The 23,417-nt window shown below is 72.9% G+C and carries 21 protein-coding genes; 13 read left to right on the top strand and 8 right to left on the bottom strand.

Translation table 11 applies throughout. The features are described from left to right. Positions 1–58 precede the first annotated feature (58 nt). From ACOZ38_RS26990 to ACOZ38_RS26980, 3 genes are read right to left on the bottom strand one after another with little or no spacing between them, the layout of a single operon-like run. Positions 59–1,381: a M20/M25/M40 family metallo-hydrolase gene (locus ACOZ38_RS26990; RefSeq protein ID WP_424533953.1), complete on the bottom strand. Its 1,323-nt coding sequence runs from the start codon at positions 1,379–1,381 to the stop codon at positions 59–61. Beyond that, positions 1,378–3,249: a prolyl oligopeptidase family serine peptidase gene (locus ACOZ38_RS26985; protein WP_424533952.1), complete on the bottom strand. Its 1,872-nt coding sequence runs from the start codon at positions 3,247–3,249 to the stop codon at positions 1,378–1,380. Before ACOZ38_RS26985 ends, ACOZ38_RS26990 begins: the two co-directional genes overlap by 4 nt. After that, on the bottom strand, positions 3,246–4,373 hold the full coding sequence (locus ACOZ38_RS26980; protein ID WP_424533951.1) for a C39 family peptidase: 1,128 nt from the start codon (positions 4,371–4,373) through the stop codon (positions 3,246–3,248). The genes ACOZ38_RS26985 and ACOZ38_RS26980 overlap by 4 nt, the downstream gene beginning before the upstream one ends. 137 nt (positions 4,374–4,510) lie before the next feature. Here ACOZ38_RS26980 and merB point away from each other — a divergent pair, with 137 nt between their 5' ends. Then, positions 4,511–5,173 (top strand): organomercurial lyase, encoded by a 663-nt coding sequence (gene merB / locus ACOZ38_RS26975; RefSeq protein WP_424533950.1) that lies wholly within the window; start codon positions 4,511–4,513, stop codon positions 5,171–5,173. A gap of 86 nt (positions 5,174–5,259) precedes the next feature. Here the strand turns inward: merB and ACOZ38_RS26970 are convergent, their stop codons facing one another. Next, on the bottom strand, positions 5,260–6,369 hold the full coding sequence (locus ACOZ38_RS26970; protein ID WP_424533949.1) for a DUF5925 domain-containing protein: 1,110 nt from the start codon (positions 6,367–6,369) through the stop codon (positions 5,260–5,262). Positions 6,370–6,603: 234 nt separating this feature from the next. Here ACOZ38_RS26970 and ACOZ38_RS26965 point away from each other — a divergent pair, with 234 nt between their 5' ends. From ACOZ38_RS26965 to meaB, 4 genes are read left to right on the top strand one after another with little or no spacing between them, the layout of a single operon-like run. Next, positions 6,604–7,383, top strand: a complete 780-nt coding sequence (locus ACOZ38_RS26965) for a peptidoglycan recognition protein family protein (RefSeq protein WP_424533948.1) — start codon at positions 6,604–6,606, stop codon at positions 7,381–7,383. A gap of 60 nt (positions 7,384–7,443) precedes the next feature. Next, positions 7,444–9,261, top strand: a complete 1,818-nt coding sequence (locus ACOZ38_RS26960; RefSeq protein WP_424533947.1) for a methylmalonyl-CoA mutase family protein — start codon at positions 7,444–7,446, stop codon at positions 9,259–9,261. After that, positions 9,258–11,444, top strand: coding sequence for a methylmalonyl-CoA mutase (gene scpA, locus ACOZ38_RS26955; protein WP_424533946.1), 2,187 nt, complete (start codon positions 9,258–9,260; stop codon positions 11,442–11,444). Before ACOZ38_RS26960 ends, scpA begins: the two co-directional genes overlap by 4 nt. Beyond that, positions 11,431–12,414: a methylmalonyl Co-A mutase-associated GTPase MeaB gene (meaB, locus tag ACOZ38_RS26950; RefSeq protein WP_405150963.1), complete on the top strand. Its 984-nt coding sequence runs from the start codon at positions 11,431–11,433 to the stop codon at positions 12,412–12,414. The genes scpA and meaB overlap by 14 nt, the downstream gene beginning before the upstream one ends. Before the next feature lie 25 nt (positions 12,415–12,439). Here the strand turns inward: meaB and ACOZ38_RS26945 are convergent, their stop codons facing one another. Then, positions 12,440–12,922, bottom strand: a complete 483-nt coding sequence (locus tag ACOZ38_RS26945) for a DUF1203 domain-containing protein (RefSeq protein ID WP_424533945.1) — start codon at positions 12,920–12,922, stop codon at positions 12,440–12,442. 279 nt (positions 12,923–13,201) lie between these two features. Between ACOZ38_RS26945 and ACOZ38_RS26940 the strand changes: the two genes are divergently transcribed. The 4 genes from ACOZ38_RS26940 (at position 13,202) to ACOZ38_RS26925 (ending at position 17,847) form a co-directional block, all read left to right on the top strand. After that, positions 13,202–15,292, top strand: coding sequence for a CehA/McbA family metallohydrolase (locus ACOZ38_RS26940; protein WP_424533944.1), 2,091 nt, complete (start codon positions 13,202–13,204; stop codon positions 15,290–15,292). A gap of 239 nt (positions 15,293–15,531) precedes the next feature. Further along, positions 15,532–15,870, top strand: coding sequence for a hypothetical protein (locus ACOZ38_RS26935; RefSeq protein WP_424533943.1), 339 nt, complete (start codon positions 15,532–15,534; stop codon positions 15,868–15,870). Positions 15,871–15,880: 10 nt separating this feature from the next. Beyond that, positions 15,881–16,243, top strand: coding sequence for a DUF2203 domain-containing protein (locus tag ACOZ38_RS26930; RefSeq protein ID WP_424533942.1), 363 nt, complete (start codon positions 15,881–15,883; stop codon positions 16,241–16,243). A 122-nt stretch (positions 16,244–16,365) separates the two neighbouring features. Next, positions 16,366–17,847, top strand: coding sequence for a phosphatase PAP2 family protein (locus ACOZ38_RS26925; protein WP_424533941.1), 1,482 nt, complete (start codon positions 16,366–16,368; stop codon positions 17,845–17,847). Positions 17,848–17,893: 46 nt separating this feature from the next. On the opposite strand, the gene ACOZ38_RS26920 is transcribed toward ACOZ38_RS26925, so the two are convergent. From ACOZ38_RS26920 to ACOZ38_RS26910, 3 genes are all read right to left on the bottom strand, one after another. Further along, positions 17,894–18,853, bottom strand: a complete 960-nt coding sequence (locus tag ACOZ38_RS26920) for a hypothetical protein (protein WP_424533940.1) — start codon at positions 18,851–18,853, stop codon at positions 17,894–17,896. Between the two features lie 186 nt (positions 18,854–19,039). After that, the gene (locus tag ACOZ38_RS26915) at positions 19,040–19,306 is read right to left on the bottom strand and encodes a zf-TFIIB domain-containing protein (RefSeq protein ID WP_405150951.1); all 267 of its coding nucleotides are present in this window, start codon (positions 19,304–19,306) and stop codon (positions 19,040–19,042) included. Between the two features lie 34 nt (positions 19,307–19,340). Next, positions 19,341–20,297 carry an aminoglycoside phosphotransferase family protein gene (locus ACOZ38_RS26910; protein WP_424533939.1) on the bottom strand — a complete coding sequence of 319 codons (957 nt, stop codon included), beginning with the start codon at positions 20,295–20,297 and terminating at the stop codon, positions 19,341–19,343. A 37-nt stretch (positions 20,298–20,334) separates the two neighbouring features. Here ACOZ38_RS26910 and ACOZ38_RS26905 point away from each other — a divergent pair, with 37 nt between their 5' ends. From ACOZ38_RS26905 to ACOZ38_RS26890, 4 genes are all read left to right on the top strand, one after another. Beyond that, positions 20,335–21,243, top strand: coding sequence for a TIGR03619 family F420-dependent LLM class oxidoreductase (locus tag ACOZ38_RS26905; RefSeq protein WP_424533938.1), 909 nt, complete (start codon positions 20,335–20,337; stop codon positions 21,241–21,243). Between the two features lie 139 nt (positions 21,244–21,382). Beyond that, complete coding sequence (locus ACOZ38_RS26900; protein ID WP_424533937.1) at positions 21,383–21,820, top strand: nuclear transport factor 2 family protein; 438 nt, start codon at positions 21,383–21,385, stop codon at positions 21,818–21,820. A 128-nt stretch (positions 21,821–21,948) separates the two neighbouring features. Then, a complete protein-coding gene (locus ACOZ38_RS26895; RefSeq protein WP_405150943.1) occupies positions 21,949–22,731 on the top strand; it encodes an HAD-IIA family hydrolase in 783 nt (260 codons plus the stop codon). A 39-nt stretch (positions 22,732–22,770) separates the two neighbouring features. Then, entirely contained in the window at positions 22,771–23,409 is a 639-nt protein-coding gene (locus ACOZ38_RS26890; protein WP_424533936.1) for a hypothetical protein, read from the top strand. Positions 23,410–23,417: the final 8 nt, after the last annotated feature.

The raw sequence follows: 23,417 nt of genomic DNA, 5'->3' as shown, positions 1-23,417 counted from the left end.
CGCGCGACGGCCGGGGCGAGCGGTGCGCGCCGCTCGCCCCGGCCGGCCGTCCCCGGCCTCAGGTCGCGCGGGACGTCAGCAGGCGGTCCAGGACGCGGACGCCGAACTCCAGGCCGGCGACCGGCACCCGCTCGTCCACGCCGTGGAACATCCCGAAGTAGTCCAGCCCCGGGTCGAGCATCAGCGGCGCGAAGCCGTACCCCCTGATGCCGAGCGTGGCGAACGACTTGGCGTCGGTGCCGCCGGTCATGACGTACGGCACGGGGCGCCCCGCGGGGTCCTCGGCCACCAGCGCCGAGCACAGGTCGTCGAAGAGCCCCTCGGTGGGAGAGGCCACGCCGTCGCCGAAGCTGACGAACTCCCGGCTGATCTTCGGCCCGAGCAGCTTGTCGATCGTCTCCAGGAACTCCTCGCGGAACCCGGGCAGGAACCTGCCGTCCACGTGCGCCTCGGCCGTGCCGGGGATGACGTTGACCTTGTAGCCCGCGTCGAGCATGGTCGGGTTGGCGGAGTTGCGGATCACGCCCTTGAACAGCGTGCCGACCCTGCCCAGGCGCTCGACCTCCTCGTCGAGCCGGTCGAGGTCGATGGTCGTCCCGAGGGCCCTGCCGAGGCCGTCGATGAGGGTGGCCACGGCGGGCGTGAGCCGTACGGGCCACCGGTGGTCGGCCAGGCGCGCCAGGGCCCGGCAGAGCTCCGCCACCGGGTTGTCCACCGGCGGCTTGGACCCGTGCCCGGCCACGCCGTGCGCGGTGACCTTCATCCACGCCGTGCCGCGCTCGCCCACGGCCACCGGATAGACGCGCAGGTCATCGGTGGCGAGGCCGTCCCGAGGGCCGGTCACGCCGCGAGGGACGGTCACGCTGAACCCGCCCGACTCGCTGATGGCCTCGGTGCAGCCCTCGAACAGGTCGCGGTGCCGGGTGACGGCGTAGCCCGCGCCGTACTCCCCGGTGGCCTCCTCGTCGGCGAGGAACGCCAGCACGATGTCGCGCTTGGGACGCAGGCCCTCGCGGGCCCACTCGCCGACGAGCGCCAGCGTCATGGACAGCGTGCCCTTCATGTCCACCGCGCCGCGCCCGTTCACGCACCCGTCGGCGATCTCGCCGGAGAAGGGGTGGAGCTTCCACTCCGCCGGGTCGGCGGGGACGACGTCCAGGTGGCCGTGGATCAGCAGGGCTTCGGGGCTGTCCCCCGGGATGCGGGCCACCACGCTCGTGCGGCGGGGCGCGGACTCGAACACCGTGGGCTCGATGCCCATGCCGGAGAGCAGCCCCGCGACGTACTCGGCGGCAAGACGCTCTCCCGAGCCGTCCGGTGTGCCGTCGTTGGTAGTGTCGATCTTGAGCAGGTCCGAGCAGATGCTTGCGACCTCTGTCACGTTCTTCCTTTCAGCGTCAGCGGCGGCACTTCGGGAGTGGGGAAGCCGAAGATGAGCCCGTAGAACGCGAGCTCGGCCTCTAGTGCCGCGACGATGGTTCCCTCTCTTCTCCAGCCATGCTGTTCCCCGGGAAAGGTGAGGTAGGCCCACCGGCCGCCGTGCTCGTCCAGCGCGGCGACGAAACGCTCGGCCTGGCCGGGGTCGACGATGGCGTCCTCCAGGCCGTGCATGAGCAGGGCGGGCCCGGACGCCCGCGCCGCGTGCAGGGTGGGGGAGCGGTCCAGGTAGCGCTGCCTGGTCTCGGGGAGCGGGCCGATGAGGCCGTCGAGGTACCTGGACTCGAAGTCGTGGGTCTCCCTGGCCCAGCCCTCCGGGTCGGTGATCGCGTAGTGGGCGACCGCGCCGCGGAAGACGTCGCTGTGCACGAGCGCCGCCACCGACGTCCAGCCGCCCGCGCTCCCGCCCCGGATGGCTATGCGCTCGGGGTCGGCGAGCCCGGCCGCCGCCAGCCCGCGCGCGACGGTCTCGCTGTCGCGCACGTCGACGACGCCCCAGTTGTGGCGGAGCCGCTCGCGGTAGGCCCTGCCGTATCCGGTCGAGCCCCCGTAGTTGACCTCGGCGACGCCGATGCCCCTGCTGGTGAAGTAGGCGATCTCCAGGTCGAAGACCATCGGGCTGGAGCCGGTCGGCCCCCCGTGCACGAACATCACGTACGGCGCGGGGGTGCCCGCCTCGGCGCCCTTGGGCGGGTACACGTGGGCGTGCACGCCGTCGAAGAGCATCGCCTCGGGCACCGGCAGCACCGCCGGGTCGGGGAGCTCCTTGGCCGGAGAGAGCACCTCCTGCGCGCCGGTCGCGAGGTCGACGCGCACGACCTCGAAGGGCTTGTGCGGCGAGCCGCCCACGCCGACCACGCTCGACCCGTCGGGCGAGGCGGAGACGGTGGGCGCCCAGTAGGTGTACGACCCGCCGACGTCGGTGATCTCACCGGTGGCGGGGTCGAGCACGCCCAGCCGCTTGCCGTCGGCGGTGCCGTACATCGTCACGAGGCGGTCGCCCGCGAGCGCGAACCACTGGTAGCCGAGCTTCCATGCCGCGTCGCCGAACTCCTGCGGCGAGGGGGTGAGGTTGCGCGGGGGGCCGCCGTCCAGCGGGACCAGGTGGATGTTCCACCAGCCGGTCGGGTCGGTCACGGCGTACAGCGCGCCGTCGTCGCGCCACTCGGCCTGGGCCACCGCCTCCTGCGGCCCGCCCGCCACGACGCGGTACGGCCCGGCGGTGCCGTCGTCCCGCAGCGGGGCCACGCAGAGTGAGGTGCCGTCCCAGGGCATGGCGGGGTGGTCGTAGCCGATCCAGGCGACCTGGCCGCCGCCGGGGGAGACCCGGGGGTTCATGATGAAGTGCTGAGCCTTGACGACCACACGGAGGGGCCCGCCGCCGAGCGGCACCGCGACCAGGTCGCGCTCGTCGTCGGTCTCGCGCACGCACCAGACCTCGTCGCCGTGGATCACCAGGTCGGCGTAGCGGGACGATCCCGGCGGGGTGAGCGGCACCGGGTCGCCTCCCGGCGCGAACCGGTACAGCCGCTGGTCCTCCCAGTTGGTGAACACCAGCCCGCCGTCCGGCAGCGGCCGCCAGGAGCGGCCGCCGTACTCGATCACCCGGCTGCGGGCGTTCCACCCCGGGGGCAGGACGTCCCGCACGCTTCCGCCGGGCGCCCGCCGCACGACGCAGCGCCGCCCGCCCTCGGCCGGGCGCGGCTCGTCCCACCACACCTCCTCGCTGGCGGGAGCGGGCACGATCTCCACCCAGAACGGGCGGTCATCCACGCGTGCGACGTCGACGGCAGTGATAGGAGAGTCGATCACCAGTTGCCCTCTGAAGGTGGGAGTGGGATGTCGTGCGGGTGGATGACATGGACGATTCCCCCGCTGCTGGTGGTGCGTAACCAGACGTTCTCGAATGCGGCCCTGGGATAGGTTCTTTTGACCGTCTCGTCGGACGGCGCCGCCGGATCGTTGGCGATGACGTCACCGCTCGCGGTGAACCCCGTGACGACCATGAGGTGGCCGCGCGTGGAGTAGCCCGAGCCGGGAAGCTCGTGCTCCTTGAACGACTGCGAGGTGATCACCGGGATGCCGGCGCGGATGAACCGTTCCACCTCGGCCAGCGAGCGCATGCGGGTGACGAATCCGTTCAGCCCGTACCGCCCGGCGTAGGCGACCCCGAACGGCCAGTTGCCCGTGCCCTGGTAGCTGTGGTCGTACATGTCGCGGGCCGCGTGGTCCACGGCGGGGCACGGGTCGGCGGGGTCGACGAAGGTGAGGTCGCCCGGCGCGGGACCGCGCCCCCAGTACTGCAGGACCATCGTCATCGAGGCAGGGCTGCACCAGGAGTCGCCGCCGCCGCCCCACTCGGGGTGGTGGCCCGCGTGGGTCTTCTGCGAGCGCGGCGGGACGGCCAGCTCGACCAGGGGACCCTCGCTCGCCGGGCTGACCGGCACGGTGGCGCGCGTGGGCACCGCCGAGGCCATCACCCCGACCGTGCGCACCACCGCCTCGGCGCCGTGGAGCGTGACCCGCAGCCGGTACGCCGAGACCGGCCGGGTGGCGACGAAGGTGTCGACCGCGACGTCGCCGTCCTCGTCGCCCTGACCGGGCAGCGAGGTGCGGTGGATGTCGCCGCCGCCCTCCGCCCAGCGGCCCATGTCGTACCACTTGGTCCATCTGGTCGCGCCGCCCGTGACGGTGCGCGCCCGCAGCTCCACCCGGATCCAGGACCCCTTGGGGGCGCCGGCGGTCCAGGAGGGGACCAGCTCGGTGGCGGGGAAGCCGATCTCGCGCTCTTCCGAGGTCCAGCGGGTGTAGGGCCAGGCTGTGGTCTCGCCGCCGAAGGGATCGAGGTAGCCGGTCATGCCGCTCTCGGTGGGGACCACGGCGGTCCAGCGGTGGAGGACGACACGGCTCTGATCGGCGGGCGACGGATTGACCACCTGGCCGATTGTGGTTTTGGGCCTTGCGCGGCACATCGGATGGTTTACGTATCCGTAATCAGGCCGCGCCGCGCCGGGACCGCCGCCATGGGGCCGTCTCGGCATCGACCCAGGTCACGCTGGGTATCGTCAGTCTCATGCACGATCTCGCAGACGTGCGGACGTTCGTCTACCGGCGGTTCGCCGAGCGGGGCGATCCGCCGCGCCCGGAGGATGTGGCGGCCGAGTTCGGGATCGAGCCCTCCGGCGCGCTGGCGGCGCTCAGGGCGCTGCACGACGCCCACCTTCTCGTGCTCGACGGCGACAGGCGCTCGATCCTCATGGCCCACCCGTGGTCGGCCGTGCCGCTCGGGTTCGTGGTCACCAGCGACAAGGTGAAGTGGTGGGGCGGCTGCGCCTGGGACTCGTTCGCGATCCCCGCGCTGATCGGCCGGGACTGCATGGTCGCGACCCACTGTCCCGGCTGCGGCAGGGCGCTGGCGCTCGACGTGTACCCGGACGAGCCGCCGACGGCCGAGCTGGTGGCGCACTTCCTGGTGCCCATCCCGCGCATGTGGGACGACGTGATGTTCGCCTGCGGGCACCAGTCGCTGTTCTGCTCGGAGGAGCACGTGGGGCGATGGCTGCGCCAGAGCCGCAACCCCCGGGGCGTGATCCTCGACATGCGGACGCTGTGGCTGCTCGCCACCCGGTGGTACGCCGGGCGGCTCACCAGGGAGTACCGAAGGCGCACCCCCGACGAGGCCCGCGCGCTCTTCCACGAGCTCGGCCTGGCCGGCCCGTTCTGGGGGAACGGTTGACCTCCCCCCGGCGGGCCGGAGGGAGGCACCGTGTCACGACCGCCCGGACAGAGGCCGGGGGAAGGTGCCCGGTGGCGACCGCCCGGTCAGAGGTACAGGCCGGTGGCCTCGGCGGGCGCGGCCGGGCCCGCGGGCGCCCGCCCGGAGCGCAGGGCGAACAGCTCCGCCAGCGTCGCCCCCGACGGGCCGGCGCCCTCGGAGGACCCCAGCCACGCGGCGGCCTCCTGGGCGGAGAGGCGGCCCGCCTCGATCTGCGACAGGCAGCGTCCCGGTCGCACGACGGCCGGGTGCAGCCGGGCGAGGTCCTCGTTGGTGGTCACGGCCACCAGGACGTCCCTGCCCTGGCCGAGCAGGCCGTCGGTCAGGTTGAGCAGGCGGGACAGCCCCTGGCCCGTGGCGTCCTTGGCCTCGGCGCGGATCAGCTCGTCGCAGTCCTCCAGCACCAGCAGCCGCCAGCGGTGGTTCTCGTCGTCGGAGTCGTACCCGACGGCGACCTCCATCAGGTAGCCCGGGTCGGAGAACAGCCGCTCGGGGTCGAGCACGCAGTCGACCTGGCACCATTCGGCCCACTCCCTGGCCAGGGCGCGCAGGGCCGTGGTCTTGCCGGTTCCCGGAGGACCGTGCAGCAGGATCAGCCGCCCGTTGACGTCGGACGGGGTCACCGCCATGAGGCTCTGGAGCGCCTCGCCCGCGACCCGGGAGTAGTTCGCCCTGATCGCCGGCCAGCGCGGCGCGGTGATCGGCCGCTGGGTACGGCGGGGCCCGTGGGCGCCCGTCCACCAGAAACCCATGTCGACGTGGCCGGCATCCTGGGGAGGCGGCTCGACCGCGTCCTTGACGGACTCCTCCAGCACCGAGCGCGCGAGCTCGTCGCTGACCGCCGTCACGGTGAGCACGGCCGAGCGGTTGCGGAACCGCACCACCCTGAGGGTCCAGCCGTCCCCGCACGCCAGGCGCGAGTCGCGGCCGTCGTCCTCCCTCGCGGCGCGGGTCAGCCGGGCACGCGCCGGCATCAGCGGGGCGTCGGGACGCACCCGCTCCAGGTTGGTGGAACGTGCCCAGGGCTGGTTCCCGGTGGCGAACGGGGACAGCGCGAGGGCGTCGATGACATCGATCGGCGAGTCGCCGTCGTCGAGCCACACCTTCATGGGCAGGGCTTCGGCGGCGGGGAAACGAACCTCCTCCACAACGGACATATATTCATGATTCAGGCCCATGGCGTGTGGAGTCCACGTATTTTCCCGGGAAGCCCGTTAAATCAATGTGATGTGCTAAAGAGACATCGGCAAACCCGTCATGTGGTCATGTGTCCATGGTTAGGGTTGGTCGCGCGGATCGGTCCACTGCGAGCCGCGAAGGGCTGGTTTGGCCGCCCTGTGGGAGGACAGTGGTCCATCAGTCCTGAATGTCGTTCCCCCTGGGAGAAGTTCGTGGCCATCGACCTCGTGACGCGTAAAGACTGGGGGGCCCGCGCCCCGCGTGGCTCCTATACGACGCTGACCTCCACAAAGGGCGTCAAGGTCCACTACACCGGTGGCCGCGTCGAACCCTCGATCGTGGACGACCACGCCAAGTGCGTCGCCATGGTGAAATCCATCCAGAGCTTTCACATGGACGGGAACGGCTGGCTCGACATCGGCTACAGCATGGTCGCCTGCCCGCACCGCAAGGTCTTCGTCGGCCGGGGCCCCGGGCACCTGCCGGCCGCCAACGGGCCCGGCCTGAACACCGGCCACTACGCCGTCCTCGGCCTGGTCGGCAACTCCGGCCTCACGCAGCCGCCCGACGGCATGCTCCACGGCATCCTCGACGCCATCGACTACCTGCGCGAGAAGGGCGGCGCGGGCAAGGAGATCAAGGGCCACCGCGACGGCTACTCCACCGACTGCCCCGGCACGGCGCTGTACGCGTGGGTCAAGAAGGGCGCCCCGCGCCCCGGCGGCTCGACCGGCCCCACCGACCCGGGCCCCGCCGAGCACCCGAAGTTCCCCGGCAGGCTGCTGAAGTACCCGCCGGTCATGCGCGGCGAGGACGTGCGCACCTGGCAGGCCCAGATGGAGAAGCGCGGCTTCACCCTCGACGTGGACGGCGCGTACGGGCCGGCGTCCCGGGACCTGTGCCGCCGGTTCCAGCGGGAGCAGCACCTGGACGTCGACGGCGTGGTCGGCAAGGACACCTGGGACGCCGCCTGGGAGGCCCCGATCGCCTGAGACCCGCCAGAGGGGTCCCCGAAGTGTGGTCCCGGATCGTCAGCGCCTACGATCCGTGACATGACTGTGCAGCCTGAGGAACTCCATCCGGCCGCAGGGTTTCCGCCGGGCACGCGGGAGGACTGGCGGCGACTCGCCCTGGGCGTGCTGCGCAGGTCCGGTGCCGAGGCCGGCTCCCCCGAGGAGGCGCTGGGGTTCACGACCTACGACGGCGTGACCCTCCAGCCCCTGTACGACGCGGCCGACCTGCCCGGCGACTCCGGAGTGCCGGGCTTCGCCCCCTACACGCGGGGCACCCGCCCGGCCGGCGGAGCGGTGTCCGGCTGGGACGTGCGCCAGCGCCACGCCCACCCCGACCCGGCGGTCGCCCGCGAGGCCGTGCTGACCGACCTGGAGAACGGCGTCACCTCGGTCTGGCTGGTCCTCGGCGACGGCGGGCTCGACCCGGCCGCGCTGCCCCGCGTCCTGGACGGCGTCTACCTCGACCTCGCCCCCGTCGTGCTCGACGCGGGAGCCCGCACGGGCGAGGCCGCCGAGATCTTCCTGCGGCTCGCGGCCGAGCGCGGCATCGCCCCCGCGGGCGGCAACCTCGGCGCCGACCCCCTCGGCCTGCGGGCCAGGACGGGCGCGCCCGCCGACATGACCGTGGCCGTCGAGCTCGCCCGGCGCGCCCGCGAGGTGCCCTCCCTGCGGGCGATCACCGTCGACGCCACCCCGTACCACGACGCGGGCGGGTCCGACGCAGAGGAGCTCGGCTGCTCGATCGCCACCGGGGTCGCCTACCTGCGCGCGCTGACCGGCGCCGGCCTGCCGGTGGAGGAGGCGTTCGGGCAGATCGAGTTCCGGTACGCCGCCACGGCCGACCAGTTCCTCACGATCGCGAAGTTCCGGGCCGCGCGCACTCTCTGGTCGCGCGTCGCCGAGGCCTGTGGCGTCCCCGCGCACGGCGGCCAGGCGCAGCACGCGGTCACCTCCTCGGCGATGATGACCGGCCGCGACCCGTGGGTGAACATGCTCCGCACCACGCTCGCCTGCTTCGGCGCCGGCATCGGCGGCGCCGGCGCCGTCACCGTGCAGCCCTTCGACGTCCGCCTCGGCCTGCCCGACGCCTTCGCCCGCCGCATCGCGCGCAACACCCAGTCGCTGCTGGTCGAGGAGGCCAATGTCGCCAGGGTCGTCGACCCGGCCGGCGGCTCCTGGTACGCCGAGCGGCTCACCGCCGACCTCGCGGGCAGGGCCTGGGAGTGGTTCCAGGAGATCGAGCGCGCGGGCGGCGCGGAGGCGGCCCTCGACCGGCTGATCCCCGAGCGGCTCGCCGCCACCTGGGCGCGCCGCTCCGCGGGCATCGCCCGCCGCCGCGACCCGATCACCGGCGTGAGCGAGTTCCCGGACCTCGCCGAGCGGCGCCCCTCCCGGCAGCCCGCTCCGGAGCCCCCGGGCGGCGGCCTGCCCCGGGTGCACTACGCGCAGGGCTTCGAGGAGCTGCGCGACGCCGCCGACCGGGCCGAGGCCAGGCCCGAGGTCTTCCTGGCGACGATCGGCCCGGTGGCCGCGTACACCGCGCGGGCCTCGTTCGCGGCGAACCTCTTCCAGGCAGGCGGCATCGCCACCGTCCTGAGCGGCCCGGGCACCGACCCCGCCGAGATCGCCGGGGCCTTCCGGCGCAGCGGCGCGACGGTCGCGTGCCTGTGCTCCAGCGACGCGCTGTACGCCGAGCACGCGGCGGCGGTCGCGGCCGAGCTGAGGCGGGCGGGCGCGAGAAGGATCTGGCTGGCGGGGAAGGGCGGCCACGAGGGCGTGGACGCCGTCCTCCACGCCGGCTGCGACGTGCTCGAAGTGCTCCGCACCACGTTCGACGATCTGGGAGTGACCCCATGATTCCCGACTTCTCAGGGATCCCCCTGAACCAGGGGACTCCAGACGGAGACCCCGGCCTCGACCGCTGGGCGCGGGCCGTGCAGGAGCAGGTCGGCAAGAGTCCGTCCGACCTGACGTGGGACACCCCCGAGGGCATCGGCGTCAAAACGCTCTACACCGCCGAGGACCTCGACGGGCTGGACTTCCTGTCGACCTATCCGGGCATCGCGCCGTTCCTGCGCGGCCCGTACCCGACGATGTACGTCAACCAGCCGTGGACGATCCGGCAGTACGCCGGGTTCTCCACCGCCGAGCAGTCGAACGCCTTCTACCGGCGCAACCTGGCCGCCGGGCAGAAGGGCCTTTCCGTCGCCTTCGACCTCGCCACCCACCGGGGCTACGACTCCGACCACCCGCGCGTGGCGGGCGACGTCGGCATGGCGGGCGTGGCGATCGACTCGATCTACGACATGCGGCAGCTCTTCGACGGCATCCCGCTCGACCGCATGAGCGTGTCGATGACCATGAACGGCGCGGTGCTCCCGGTGCTGGCGCTCTACATCGTGGCCGCCGAGGAGCAGGGGGTGGCGCCCGAGCAGCTCGCGGGGACCATCCAGAACGACATCCTCAAGGAGTTCATGGTCCGCAACACCTACATCTACCCGCCCGAGCCGTCCATGCGGATCATCTCGGACATCTTCTCGTACACCTCCGAGCGGATGCCGAAGTTCAACTCCATCTCGATCTCCGGCTACCACATCCAGGAGGCCGGGGCCACGTGCGACCTGGAGCTGGCCTACACGCTGGCCGACGGGGTCGAGTACCTCCGGGCGGGGGTCGGGGCAGGGCTCGGCGTCGACGCGTTCGCGCCACGCCTGTCGTTCTTCTGGTGCATCGGCATGAACTTCTTCATGGAGGTCGCCAAGCTCAGGGCCGCCCGGCTGCTGTGGGCCAAGCTCGTCAAGGGCTTCGGCGCGGAGAACCCCAAGTCGCTGTCGCTGCGCACCCACTGCCAGACCTCCGGATGGTCGCTGACCGCGCAGGACGTCTTCAACAACGTCGTGCGCACCTGTGTGGAGGCGATGGCGGCGACGCAGGGGCACACACAGTCCCTGCACACCAACGCCCTGGACGAGGCGCTGGCGCTGCCCACCGACTTCTCCGCCCGCATCGCCCGCAACACCCAGCTCCTGCTCCAGCAGGAGTCGGGCACCTGCCGGGTGATCGACCCGTGGGGCGGCAGCGCGTACGTCGAGCGGCTCACCTACGAGCTGGCGCGGCAGGCGTGGGGGCACATCCAGGAGGTCGAACAGGCGGGCGGCATGGCCAAGGCCATCGACGCTGGCCTGCCCAAGCTGCGCATCGAGGAGGCCGCCGCCCGCACCCAGGCGCGCATCGACTCCGGCAGGCAGCCGGTGATCGGCGTCAACAAGTACCGCGCCGGGTCCGACGAGGACATCGAGGTGCTCAAGGTCGACAACACCTCCGTGCGCGCCCAGCAGATCGAGAAGCTCCGCCGCCTCAGGGAGGAGCGCGACGACCAGGCCTGCCGGGACGCCCTCGCGGCCCTCACCCGCGGCGCGGCGGGCGACGGCAACCTCCTGGCCCTGGCCGTCGACGCCGCCCGTGCCAAGGCCACGGTCGGCGAGATCTCCGACGCGCTGGAGGAGGTCTTCGGGCGGCACGCCGGCCAGATCCGTACCATTTCCGGGGTGTACCGCGAGGAGGCGGGCGACGCCGCCGGCATCGAGAAGGTCAGGGGCGCCTGCGCCGCGTTCGAGCGCGAGGAGGGCCGCAGGCCGCGCATCCTGGTCGCCAAGATCGGCCAGGACGGGCACGACCGTGGCCAGAAGGTCATCGCCACCGCCTTCGCCGACCTCGGCTTCGACGTGGACGTGGGCCCGCTGTTCCAGACCCCGGCCGAGGTGGCGCGCCAGGCCGTCGAGGCCGACGTGCACGTGGTCGGCGTCTCCTCGCTGGCGGCCGGCCACCTCGCGCTCGTGCCCGAGCTGCGCGACCGGCTCGCCGCGCTCGGCCGCGGCGACATCATGATCGTCGTGGGCGGGGTGATCCCTCCGGGCGACTTCGGCGCGCTGCGCGAGGCCGGCGCCGCCGCGATCTTCCCGCCCGGCACGGTCATCGCCGACGCCGCCCTCGACCTGCTGCGCGACCTGTCCGGCCGGTTGGGCCATGCCACGGCTTGAGGACTACGTCCAGGGCGTCAGGGAGGGCTCCGTCGGGTGGATCGCGCGGGCGATCACGCTGGTGGAGTCCTCGCGGGCCGACCACCGCGAGCTGGCCCAGCGGCTGCTCGTCGAGCTGACCCCCCTGTCGGGCAAGGCCAGGAGGGTCGGCGTCACCGGCGTGCCGGGGGTCGGCAAGTCGACGTTCATCGACGCGCTCGGCGTCCACCTGACCGGCGAGGGGCACCGGGTCGCCGTGCTGGCCGTCGACCCGTCCTCGACCCGCACCGGCGGCAGCATCCTCGGGGACAAGACCCGCATGGGAAGGCTCTCGGCCGACCCGAACGCCTACATCCGCCCCTCGCCCACCTCCGGCACCCTGGGCGGGGTCACCAAGGCCACCCGCGAGGCCATGGTGGTCGTCGAGGCGGCGGGGTTCGACACCGTCCTGGTCGAGACCGTGGGCGTCGGGCAGTCCGAGACCGCCGTGGCCGAGATGGTGGACACCTTCCTGCTCCTCACCCTTGCCAGGACCGGCGACCAGCTTCAGGGCATCAAGAAGGGCGTGCTGGAGTTGGCCGACGTGATCGCGGTCAACAAGGCCGACGGCTCCCACGAGATGGACGCGCGCAAGGCCGCGAGGGAGCTCGCGGGCGCGCTGCGGCTGCTGCGGGCGGGCGGCGGCACGTGGAACACCCCCGTGCTGACCTGCAGCGGGCAGGAGGGCACCGGCCTCTCCGAGCTGTGGCGGCACATCGTCCGCCACCAGGACCTTCTGGAGTCCTCCGGCGAGCTGGCCGCCAAGCGCCGCCGCCAGCAGGTCGGGTGGACCTGGACCCTCGTGCGCGACCGGCTGCTCGCCAGGCTCAAGGAGAACCCCGAGGTGGCGGCGATCACGGCCGAGGTCGAGCGCGAGGTGCTGGAGGGCACCCTCACCCCCGCCCTCGCCGCCGACCGCCTGCTCGCCGCCTTCGGCCGCGACGGCCGGTAGCCGCCCGCCCGCGCGCGGGCCGGGGTCAGTCCGGCCGGGTGATCTCGAACATGTAGCAGCCGTAGGAGACGTTGCGGCTGTGGATGCGCGCGACGCCGGGCTCGGCGAGCATCTCGGCGATCACCGCCTCCGGGTTCCGGCCGTCGTGGACCCGGGTGGCGTCGTGGATCCAGCCCCGGTCGTCGTAGGCCCGCAGCACCTGCGGGCGGCCGTACCAGTCCCCGGGGTAGCTCTCGGGGGTCGCCGGGCCCGCGCAGGCGCGCGCGTGCGCGAGCACGGCGCCGATCTCGCGGTACGGGCTGGGCGGGATCTCCGGCTCGTAGCCGAAGAGCATCAGCTCCTCGCCCGGCCGCGCGTCGCGCAGGCAGCAGCGCAGCGGCTCCCCGCCCTCGGCCGGGAGGCGCTCGGCCGGACGGCCCGAAGCGTCGCCCGCGCCCGCCCGAACCTTCCCCAGCACTTCAGGTGAGATGACGTGAATACGGAACCCGGTGGTCGTGGTGGTGGTCATGTGACCACCCTGCCCGTGCGCGCGCGAGGGCGCTGGCGGCTATCGGTCCTCGCGTTCCCCGCTCGGGCGCGCCGCGGGGTGCTGGGGCTCGATGCGGCGGACAGTGCGGCGACACCGAGGAGCCCTCGTCCCTGGAGACCCTGCCAGGTGCTTCATCCGGCTATGTACAGAGGCGATCCAGGGTGGGAAGAAACCTCACCCGGCTCCACGCCGCCACGCGCCGGGACCTCCCGCCGGTGTGACCATTGCCGCACAACGGGGCGATACGGGAGGACCACAATGACCGACGATCCGATGCTGCCCGACGTCGTGGCCAGGGCGCTGGGGGAGTACCGCGAGGCGCTGGCCGAGCATGGGATGAGCTGGGGCGAGCCCCCGATCGCGTACGTCAGGTCGATGAGCCCGTCGCGGTTCGTCGACGAGGAGACGTTCTTCCGCGCCGCCTCCGAGCGGGTACGCGCCGAGCATCCGGACGCCACCGCCGCCGAGCACGAGGAACGGGTGCGCGAGCTGGACTTCGACATCGTGCTGAGGGACGCGCTCGCCGAGGGGCCCGCCGGGGATCCGCCCGAGGGCCTCGCGGTGCTGCGGCTCACGCCCGGCGGGCACCGGCTGGACGTCCGCCCGCGCACCGCACTCGAACCGGACGGCCGGACGTCCGCCTCCGGGCAGGACGCCCGGACGCCCGCCGGGCACGGCGGGTACGGCGGGCCGCCGGTGCCGGTGGCGCTGCTGATCGACAACGGCCGCGAGACGGAGGCGGAGGTCCGCGCGGGCGGGTGGGCGTACCGCGTCGCCCCCGGCGGGGCGCGGCTGGTCGAGCTGGACAGCGCGACCGAGGTGACCGCGGGAGGCGAGCGGGTCGGCCTGTGCGGGCGGATCCGCCTCGCGCCGAGGGCGCGGCTCCGGGTGCGCGCGGGGTTCCCGTGCCGGTGGAGCGTGTGGAGCGCCGACGGCCAGGGCTGGTACCCCGACGGCGCGCCCCCGAGACGCGACTACCACGGCCTGCCGTACTTCCACGGCGACGACCTCGTGCTCGACGTGCCCGCCGAGCCGCTCAGCGTCCGGGTGGCGCGGGGGATGGAGTACGGCTTCGCCGAGACGGCCGTCACCCCCCGCGGCGAGACCCTGGTCGAGTCGGCCCCGGCGCGGCTGTACGACGCGGCGGCCAAGGGATGGTACGGCGGGGACCTGCATGTGCACCTGAACTTCGTCGGGGACGTCGTGGCCGCCCCGGCGACGGCGGCGGCCATGCAGCACGGCGAGGACCTGCACGTGCTCAATCTGCTCGCCGCCAACGTGTCAGGCCCGCGCGTCTTCGACCGGGAGGCGCTGGAGCACTGGGCGGGCGAGGACCTGCCGTGGTCGGACGCCACCCACGTCGCCCGCATGGGCGTCGAGTACCGCAACGACCTGCTCGGGCACCTGCACGCCTTCGGGCTGACCGCCCCGCCCGGCCGTTACCACAGCGGGTTCGCCGGCACGCCCGACTGGCCGCCCACGAGCGCGGCGTGCGAGGAGCTCCGGGGCCTCGGCGCGATCGTCGGCTACGCCCACGCCTTCCACTCGCCCGTCGAGACCCCTGAAGACGTCATCGGCACCGGCCGGCCGGCGTGCACGGCGCGGGCGGCGGTGGTCGACGCCGCGCTCGGCCTCGTCGACACCATGGAGGTGCTGCACTTCTCCTCGGCCGAGGGGTCGTCGGCGGTGTACCGGCGGCTGCTCGGCGCGGGCAACCGCCTGGCCGCCGTCGCGGGCACCGACTCGATGCTGTCGTTCACCCGCCAGCGGATGGAGATGGTCGCGAGCCCGCCCGGCTGGGAGCGCACGTACGCCAGGGTTGAGGGGCCGCTGACCGCCGCCTCCTACGCCGAGGCGGTGCGGCGCGGGCGCACGTTCGCGACCACGGGGCCGTTCGTCGAGCTCACCGTGGACGGCCACGGGCCGGGGGACACCATCGACCGAGCCCCCGGCGACCGGGTGCGGGTCAGGGTGCGGGTCATCGGCCCTGAGGTGGAGCGGCTGTCGATCCGCACGGCGGACGGCGTGCTGGCCGAGGGGCCGCCCGGCGAGCTCACGGCGGAACTCACCGTCGGCGCGCCGACCTACGTCGTTGCCCTCGCCGAGGGCGGCCCCCACCCCCGGTCGCTGTTCACCGAGGTGTTCGCGCACACCAGCCCGGTGTACGTGGACGTGCGCGGCCGGCGGGTAGCCCGCGCCGAGGACATCCACTGGTGCCTCGAATGGCTCGACCTGCTGGAACGGCTGATCATGGACCGGGCGCGGCTCGACACCAAGGAGCAGCTCGACGACCACCTGCGCCTGATCGACGAGGCCAGGCGCGTCCACCGGGCCCGCCTGCCCACCTGACTCCCTCCGCCCCCCGCCCGTCACACCGAGGAGTCCCTCGCCGGCCACATCGCGCTCGGCCGGCCGAAAGCCCTGCGGCGCCGGGCCTGGGCGTCCCGGGGCCTGCGAGATAACGACTTACTCCTCTGCGTACGGGCATGATCCGCGGTAGAAGAAATCTCTCCCTCCCGGAGGCTTACGGCCTCCGGGCAGACCCATCGATGTCACCATGGCGACACACTTGGTTACGGGAGGTGGGCGTGAGCAGTGATCCGGTGCTTTCTGAGACCGTGGCCCGAGCGCTCGGGGAGCACTCCACGCCACCGGCCGAGCACGACCCGGTGCCGGGCGCGGGTCCGGGTTCGGGCTCGGGGGAGGCTCCGCTTCTGTATGCCAAGGTGATCGGGCTGTGCCGCCTTGTGGGGGAGGAGAGGTTCTTCGGCGCCGCGTTCAGCCAGGTGCGGGCCGAGCGGGCGGGCGCCCCGGCACGACGGCCGCACGCCTACGGGGGGCTGGACGCGTGGGTGCTGGAGCTCGACGTCGACGAGGTGCTCCGCGACGCCCTCGGCGGTGACGCGCCCGGCCCCGGCGGGGGATAGCGTTCCGGTTGTGGACAGGACCTTCACGGTGGACGAGGCGCGGAGCCTCATGCCGCTCGTACGGGAAAAGGTCGGAGAGGTCGTCGCCATCCGCGCCGATCTGGCCGAGCTCAGCCACGACCTGCGAAGCTCCGGGCACTCCGCGCTCGGCGGCATCCCCGAGGCCAAGGGCTTCGAGGCGCGCGTCGCCGACATCCTGAGCTGGTTCGAGGAGCAGGGCATCGAGATCAAGGGCATCGCGCCGGTGCTCGTGGACTTCCCCTCCTTCCTCGGCGGAGTGTCGGTCCGCCTGTGCTGGATCGAGGGCGAGACCGGGCTCGGCTGGTACCACCGGAGCGATCTCGGCTTCCCAGGCCGCCGCCCTCTCCCCTGACGCGCGGACGATCCGTACGTACGGCGGATGACGGGCCCGACCCCCGGCGACATGCGCGAACGTGCCAGGCCGATCTCTACGGGCGGTGACTGCCCGCGAATTCCCTGGGCACTAACGAAGGCATGCGGAACGCCACTGACGACATCATGAGGATCAAGAAGCGGCTCGGCGAGCTCGACCGGCGCCTGTTCAGGTCGGTGGCCGCCGCGCACCTGCCCGGGTTCGACCACGTGATACCCCGCCTGTCGCGGGCCGCCGACAACTCCCTGCTCTGGGCCGCCGTCGCGGGTGGCCTCGCGTTCACCGGCCGCAGGCAGATGCGCCGCGCCGCCACGCGCGGGCTCCTCGCGATCAGCCTGGCGAGCCCCGTGGTCAACCTGCTCGGCAAGCAGGCGTTCGCCCGGGCGCGGCCGTCCATCGTGGACTTCCCGCTGGCGCGCCTCGGCAGGATCCCGTCCTCCCATTCGTTCCCGTCGGGTCACTCCGCGTCCGCGGCGGCGTTCGCCACCGCCGTGGCGATGGAGGCTCCGGTCAGGGTGGCCGTGCCCGTCGCCGTGACCGCGGGGGCCGTCTGCTTCTCCCGCGTCTACACCGGCGTCCACTACCCCGGGGACGTGCTCGCAGGGATGGCGCTCGGTGTGACGGCGGCGCTGGTGACCAAGCGCCTCTGGCCGGGCCAGACCGTCATCGGGGATGCGCGCGTCGCCACGACCGCGCCGCTGGGCGACTTCGACCCCGACGGCGAGGGCGTGGTGGCCGTGGTCAACAACGCGGCGGGACGCGACCCCAGCACGGCCGCCGCCGTGCGCAAGGCGCTGCCCAAGGCCGAGGTCGTCGAGGCCGAGCCGGGCGACGACCTGATGAAGGCGCTCCAGGACGCCGCGGGGCGCGCCAAGGTGCTCGCCGTCGCGGGCGGCGACGGGACGATGAACTGCGGGGCACAGGCGGCGCTGGAGCACGGGGTGCCGCTGCTGCCCATCCCCGCCGGCACGCTCGACCACTTCGCCCGGACGCTCGGTCTGGAGACCATCCAGGAGGCCGCCGCCGCGTACCGCTCGGGGCACGTGGTCGCGGTGGACGTCGGCGAGGTCGCGGGGCGGGTCTTCCTCAACACCGCGAGCCTCGGCATCTACCCCCTGGTCGTCGACCGCCGCGAGGACTGGGAGGGCAAGGTCGGCAAGTGGCCCGCCCTGGTGCTGGCGATGGCCGACGTGCTCATGCACAACCGCCGTCCCGGAGAGCTGGTCGTCGACGGCGTGCGCCGCAAGGTCTGGCTGCTGTTCGCGGGCAACTGCGCGTACGAGTCGCGTGGCGTGGCGCCGACCCGCAGGGACAGGCTGGAGGACGGCGTGCTGGACATCCGGCTGCTGACGGCGGCCTCGCGGCTGCCGCGCCTGCGGGCCATGGCGAGCACGATCCTCGGCGGGGTGGGGCTGTCGCGCCACTACCTGCAGTGGCGCGCGGACACCGTGCGGGTCGCCTCCCCGCCGGGCGCGGAGGCGGAGGTGCGGCTGGCCAGAGACGGCGAGACCTTCACCGCCCCGGGAGCGGTGGTCCTGCGCAAACGCCCCCGATCCCTGCTCGTCTTCCGCCCGGTCGAATAGCCGGTGGAGTAGCCGGTCGAGTAGCCACCTCCACCGGACAGTGGGATCAGGCGGGGAAGCTGTCGGGGTCGACCTCGCTGGTCTTGGCGTTGCCGCCCACGACCGGCTGCAGCGTGATCGTCCAGGTGCTGTACTGGATCATGGTGGCGCTGCGTATCGTCCTGAACTTCACCGAGTCCTCGAACCGCTCGAACGAGCAGTTGCGCGTGAACGACCGCGTCGCCCTGTCCCAGTCGACGCCCCCGGTGAAGAACACCTTGTACATGCCGTCGGGCACGCCGGTGACGGTGGCCTTGCGGCCCTTGCGGACGTAGAAGCTCGTCAGCTTGGTCTTGCCGCGCACCAGGGTGAGGACGGCGTCGGACTTGCCGCCGTTGTCCACGGTCAGGCGGCCGTTCCCGTTGCGGCTGCCCGCACGGAGGAACGAGCCGTTGGCGGGGCGGCGGTTGAGCTCCTTTGGTGTCCTCAGCTTCACGACGTCCGCGGGGTAGTCGCCCTTGGCCGCCAGGTCGCCACCCGCCGACTTGGTGGCGCCGAACCCCTCGGCCTTGCCGAGCCGGGCGAGGACGGCCGATGACGTGCACAGCTTCCGGCCGCCGACCGAGTCGCGCAGGCCGCCGAGGTCGCCCTCCAGCCCGCGCAGCGCGGCGACGTAGTCCGCGTGCTCGGCCGCGATCTCTGAGGGTGGCGTCACCGTGCCGAGCCGCTCCACCGCGTCGGCGACCGCGCTCTCGGCGCGTTGGAGCCGTTGGTTCAGCGACTTCAGGGAGCGGGACTTGGCCAGCCCGCCAAGGGAGGACCCGACCGGCCCGGCCGCGGCCGCGAGCGCCGCGCGGTACTCCTCGGGGGACGTGCCGGCCGAGGCACTCGCCGACGGCGTGCCCTCGGCCGAATCTTCGCCCGTGGAGGCGCCCGGCGACGGTCGCGAGGAGTCGCCACCGGGGCTGCACGCGGCGAGGACGAAGGTCATGGCAAGCGCTGCTGGTAACCACCGGGGGGCGCTCATCTGGTCGATGATCGAGGAGACCCGCGACGGTGTCAAGGCGACCGGAACCGCAGCGCCGTGGACAAATGGCCTGATTAACCGCATACCAGGCGCACCACATCGTGAACGAGCTTGGTGGGTGGTGACCGGTCGGGGAAGACCGGTCACCCCGACCCCGATCGGGGACTTCGCGCTGAGGCTGGAGGCCTAGCTGGAGAAGAGCATGCCGACCCAGCTGCGCTGTTGGTGGCCTCGGTGGCCGCCGTGGTGTGGCGCGCCCCAGGCCGGCCCGCCGTGCTGCGGGGGCGGCGGCGGAGCGGAGTACTGCTGCTGGGCCCACTGGCTCTCGACCCGGGACAGGGTCTCGAGCTCTCCGTAGTCCAGGAAGATGCCGCGGCAGTTGTCGCACTGCTCAATGTGGACACCGTTGCGGTCGTAGGTCCGCATGGAACCCTGGCACTTCGGGCAACGCATCGAGTCGGTCTCCTTCGAGTGGCCTGAGGCGACCTTACTGCGGCGCGTCGGCGCGGATTATCCTCCCGCAGGAGGAGACGAGGTCGTGCTCCACATCGTCCAGAGGACGGCCCTCGGTGCGCGCCGCCGCCACCGCGGTGGCCGCCAACTGGACCGTCAACGCGCGGGCCGGCACATCGAGTTCCCGCCACGGATCCCCGTGTGGCACGGCGGATCCTCCCGCGCCGAGGTAGGCGGACAGGAACCGCCGCCACAGATCGGGGGACAGGAATCCCGTCGCGAACCAGGCGGCGGGACGGGCGAGATCCCACGACGGTGTGCCGGCGCCCAGGTCGTCGACGTCGATGAGGAGCCACTCGCCCTGATAACGGATGATCTGGCCGAGATGCCAGTCGCCGTGCGTCGGCATCCCGGCGCCGGGCCCGGTGTCCGTCACGCCGGAGGGCAGGGACAGGAACGCCTCCCGGATGACGCCCGCCGCCGCCGCGTACCTGGCGGGCTCGCCGGAGGGGGCCGTGCCGTCCAGGAGGTCGCCGAGGCGGGTGACGGCCTCCAGCACCCTGGCCGGTCCACCGGCGGGCGGCAGGGCGAGGCCGTCGGCCGGCACGGCGTGCAGCCGGGCGAGCAGCCCGGCGGCGGCCTCCCAGGGGGCGGCGTCAGGGTCGGCGGGGTCCACCGGCTCGCCCGCCGGCCACACCGTCACCAGGCGGTCTCCCACCCGCCGCACCCGCTCGTCCAGCGGCGGCAGCAGCACCCCCGGCAGCGCGGCGGCCACGCGGAGGCGGGCCGCCAGGGCCGCCTCGTCGGTGCCCGGGGGATGGGCCTTCACCACGACGTCGCCGGCGCGGACCACCGTCACGCGGGTGTCCTTCAGCACCCTCGAATCCCCGGCTCCGGCCGCCCGGGCCCCGCCGCGCGCCGCGGCGCGCGCGATCTCGGCAAGCCGCTCGCTCAGGGGGATCGCCGACACTTCTCCGCACCGAACGGCCACCGGTCCAATCTACGGCCGTGGTCATAGGGTGGACGTCATGAAGATTGGCTTCGGGGCACCCGTCTCGGGTTCGTGGGCGACGCCCGCGAACATGCTCCTGGTGGCGCGGCGCGCGGAGGAGCTCGGCTACGACTCGCTCTGGACCTTCCAGCGCCTGCTGTACCCCGTGGGCAACCCGATGGGGCCGGTCTACCGCAGCGTGCGGGACCCCATCGTGACGCTGTCGTTCCTCGCGGGCGTGACCAGCAGGGTCAGGCTCGGGCTCGCCGTGGTCAACATGCCGTTCTACTCCCCGGCCCTGCTGGCCAAGCAGCTCGCCACCCTGCAGGACGTCTCCGGCGGGCGGCTGGACGCGGGCCTCGGCCTCGGCTGGCTTCCGGAGGAGTTCGTCGCCTCGGGCGTGCCCATGGAGGGCAGGGGGCGCCGGGCGGTGGAGTACCTCCAGGTGCTGCGGCGGCTCTGGACCGAGGAGATCATCTCCCACAAGGGGGAGTTCTACGAGATCCCGCCGTCCTACCAGGACCCGAAGCCCCGGCCCGCGCCGCCGCCCGTGCTGCTCGGGGGCACCGCCGAGGTGGCGCTGCGGCGCGCCGGGCAGCTCGCCGACGGCTGGATCAGCTCCAGCCGGGCCGACCTGACGAGCATCCGCGATCAGATCTACATTGTAAAGGACGCCGCCCGCGCGGCCGGGCGCGATCCCGGCGCGCTGCGGTTCATCGTCCGGGGGGTCACCAGGCTGCGTGAGGCCGGCCTGCCCGACCGGCGGCCGCTGACCGGGTCCCCGGAGGAGATCAGGTCGGACGTCGAGGCGCTGGCGGCCGCGGGGGTGACCGAGGTGTTCCACGACCTCAACTTCGACCCGGACATCAGCTCCCCGGACGCCGACCCCGCCGCGTCCCTGCGCCGCGCGGAGGAGGCGCTGGACGCGCTGGCGCCCGGGGAGTAGGCGATCAGATCAGGTCCCAGGCGGTGGGTGGCCACCCCGTCTCGGCCGGCCCTCGCTCGACCGGCATCATGGTGATCCCACGCGGCATCGGGAGAACGCCGGGCTCGATAATCTAGCAAGCGTTTGGTTGGATGACGGCATGACCTCCATGACGGAAATCGCCGATCGGCTGGAGATCGCCGACGTGCTCGCCCGTTACGCGTACGCGGTGGACAGCGGCGACTTGGACCGGCTCGACAGCGTGTTCACCGAGGACGCGCTGATCGACTACACGTCGGCCGGAGGCGTCAGGGGGCCGAGGGAGGAGGTCAAGGCGTGGCTCGCGGACGTGCTGCGCCACTGGCCCGGACGCCTGCACCTCATCGGCGCCATGTCGATCCGGTTCGAGGGCGGTGACGAGGCCGTCGTGGCGGCGTCCTTCGCCGACACGCTCTCGCCCTCGCGCGAGGCCGTCGCCGCCGACACCTCCGGCGTGATCCAGGGCGGCGGCTGGTACCACCACCGCATGGTCCGCACGCCCTCCGGCTGGCGGAGCAGGGAACTGGTCGAGGAGCAGACCTGGCGCACGATGAGGTGAGCGGGGCAGCCGAGCCGTCGCCCTGAGATCTGACGGAGCCGGCGGTGGTGGGGCGGCGGCGGGTGAAATGTCAGCCGCATACCTGTCATCCTGGTTTCGTAAGCCAAGGAGTCGAACGCGGGGGAACGGTGAACGAGCGCAAGCCGATCGAGTGCTGGCTGTCCGACATGGACGGTGTCCTCGTCCACGAGGGAAGCCCCGTGCCCGGAGCCGACGAGTTCATCCGCAGGCTTCGTGACACGGGCAAGCGGTTCCTCGTGCTGACCAACAACTCCATCTACACGCCCCGCGACCTGTCCGTGCGGCTGCGCGGCGCCGGGCTCGAGGTGCCCCCCGAGGCGATCTGGACCTCGGCGCTGGCCACGGCCAGGTTCCTCGACGACCAGCGGCCGGGTGGCTCGGCGTACGTCATCGGCGAGGCCGGGCTGACCACGGCCCTGCACGAGTCGGGATACATCCTGACCGACACCAGCCCCGACTACGTCGTGCTCGGCGAGACCCGCACCTACAGCTTCACGGCGATAACGCGCGCGATCCGGCTCATCGACGCCGGGAGCCGTTTCATCGCGACCAACCCCGACGCGGTGGGCCCGTCCAACGAGGGCTCCCTGCCCGCCTGCGGGGCGGTCGCCGCGATGATCACCAAGGCCACGGGCGTCGAGCCGTACTTCGTGGGCAAGCCGAACCCGATGATGATGCGCAGCGCGCTGAACGCCATCGACGGCCACAGCGAGAGCACCGCGATGATCGGGGACCGGATGGACACCGACATCGTGTCCGGTATGGAGGCCGGCCTGCACACGATCCTCGTGCTCACCGGGGTTACCACCAAGGACCAGATCGACCGTTACCCCTTCCGGCCCTCCAGCGTGGTGCAGTCCGTGGCGGATCTCATCGATCTCATCGAATAGCTGCCGCGTTCTGTCAGGTTTATTGGGGAGTATGCCGATATGACCGACATATATCTGGAAATCGGGCCCAAGAGGGTCTTCGCCTGCGCGTACGACTGGCCGGGGTGGTGCCGCGTCGCCAAAGGGGAGGAGGGCGCGATGGAGGCACTCTCGGAGTACGTGCCCCGCTACCGCGTGATCGCCGAGCGGGCCGGCCTGCCCTTCGAGCCGGACGCGTTCACCGTGGTGGAGCGGGCGCCCGGTGACTCGACCACCGACTTCGGCGCCCCCTCGGCGATCCCCGCCGTCGACGCGCAGGCGGTGGACGCGGCGGTCGCCGAGCGCGACACCGCGCTGGTGCGGGCCGCCTGGGAGGTGTTCGACGAGGTGGCGGCCGTCTCGCCCGAGGAGCTGCGCAAGGGCCCGCGCGGCGGCGGCAGGGACCGCGACAAGATGGTCGCGCACGTGGTGGAGGCCGAGCGGGCGTACGCGCGCAAGATCGGGGTGCGGCACCGGCGGTTCCCCCTCGGCGACCACGGGGCCCGGGCGGAGATGCGCGACGACATCGCGGCGGTGCTGAGCAAGCCCTCCGACGGCTCGCCGCTCGTGCCCGGCGGGTGGCCCGCCCGGTACGCCGCGCGGCGCATCGCCTGGCACGTGATCGACCACATCTGGGAGATGGAGGACCGCCGCGTCTGACGGCGGCG

Source organism: Sphaerisporangium viridialbum (genome assembly GCF_049674955.1).
GTDB classification, from domain to species: domain Bacteria; phylum Actinomycetota; class Actinomycetes; order Streptosporangiales; family Streptosporangiaceae; genus Sphaerisporangium; species Sphaerisporangium viridialbum.
The sequence above is the reverse complement of the archived record's forward strand: the minus strand, read 5'-3'. Positions and strand labels throughout refer to the sequence as shown.